General features: G+C 53.1%; 1 protein-coding gene. It reads right to left on the bottom strand.

All coding sequences use genetic code 11. The features are described from left to right. Positions 1-19 precede the first annotated feature (19 nt). Positions 20-1,405 carry an IS4 family transposase gene (locus ACHHRT_RS13775; protein ID WP_395500344.1) on the bottom strand — a complete coding sequence of 462 codons (1,386 nt, stop codon included), beginning with the start codon at positions 1,403-1,405 and terminating at the stop codon, positions 20-22. Positions 1,406-1,537: the final 132 nt, after the last annotated feature.

Here is a 1,537-nt window from a genome sequence, read left to right as displayed (position 1 = left end):
CTCAACTTTCTGACTTGAATTAAATTTCTGCTATTCCGTGCTTATTATTATGCGACCTGCAAATTGTTTCCATAATCTCCGCCATTGCACCCATCATGGCATCAATCATTTTGGTGATGACATCTTCGGCCAATTCTCCTGTGGACCGGATTTTATCAATCACCAGGGTCATCAGGCGTTGCATTGCCTCCAGCAGGTTCAGGTCCCGCACCTCCTCGCAGCAGGCATGAAAAAGACTGCCGGCGGTCCGCTGGTCGGAGTGCAGTCGCTGCCGGAAGGAGAGGAACATATAACGGATCATCACTACGGTCACATGGCCGACCAGCCCGTCATAATCTCTCAGCTGCGCTTCCTTTTCCAGCCGCAGGTGCTGCTTGAGCATCTTGAAGCAAACCTCGATATCCCAGCGCTTGCCGTAGATCCGAATAATCTCTTCGTCAGCCAGATCCACTTTGGTGGACAGGACGGCCAGCCAATCCCGTTTATGACGATGGCGCACAAATACGATCCTGACCTGCTGCCCCTGCTTGGTCTCCACGTTGACGGCGGCCAAAATCTTTGCCCGCCCGGGACGTTTTTTCAGCAGTGCATACAGCCCACCCAAGGTATACCAGCGCCCCTCATATTTGTAGAAGACCCGGGGCATGTTTTTCAGCATGCAGATCACCGGACAATGGTGGGACAGTGTAGCAATGACCGCCGGGAAGGAGAACCAACTGTCCATCAGGATATAGTCGGCCCCGATACCGGCCGCCAATACCCGTTTAACCATGGTTTCCAGCAAATCGGTCGACTTGCTAACCGCCTCCAGACGTCGCCGGTGGCCGCAGGTCCGCTTGTCGATCGGCTTCTCCGCCTCCTTGATCCTCGATTTCTTGTTAGCCGAGGAGCCCAAGACGAAGTCCAGGGGGATAAAGCTGAAGCCGTCCGACCAGCCCAGAGTGAGCAGGCTGAATCCCCGCAGGGATTTTCCCACCGTATGGTCGAAAATCCAAGCCAGCAGTTCAACTTTTTTCGACCGCGAGCGATCGTAGGTGCTGCTGTCAAAGATCAGAACCTTTTCCCGCTCCTCACCGGTGAGCAGGGAAAAAACGGTGGCGATTTTCACCGCCAGGCCCAGCATAAGCCGGCGCCAGTTGTGCTTGGGGTTGCGCAGCAAGGCATAGGCTGCGTCCTTGCCGAACCCCAAGTCATCTCGTTCCACAATGCCGCGGTAGAAATTCTTCCCCTCGAAGGGCAAGCGGAAAATTGCCGCAAAAACCTTCAGCGGCGAAGCCCCGCGCAGCTTGCGGATGCCGGCACCATTGAGCAGGCACCCTACCTGGAAATCGCTGAAAAACGAATCAATGGTATTCTCCAGGCGAATTGCCTCTTGCTCTTCAAAATGTTTCTCGCTATAGTTCATCAGCCCTTTCTCCTTGTTTTTATTATGTTTTTGGCAAACACAATATACCAGGGAGCAAAGGGCTTTTCCATTAAAAAGCGCGCTGTTTCAGCATATTAATGCATGATTTTTCGCAAGTCAGAAAGTTGAGTT

It is taken from the genome of Desulfurivibrio modestus (assembly GCF_044068625.1).
In the GTDB taxonomy this organism is placed as follows: domain Bacteria; phylum Desulfobacterota; class Desulfobulbia; order Desulfobulbales; family Desulfurivibrionaceae; genus Desulfurivibrio.
The sequence above is the reverse complement of the archived record's forward strand: the minus strand, read 5'-3'. Positions and strand labels throughout refer to the sequence as shown.

Coding starts and splice junctions, on each gene's coding strand:
- ACHHRT_RS13775 (WP_395500344.1), bottom strand. CDS start 1,405: ATGAACTATAGCGAGAAACATTTTGAAGAGCAAGAGGCAATTCGCCTG.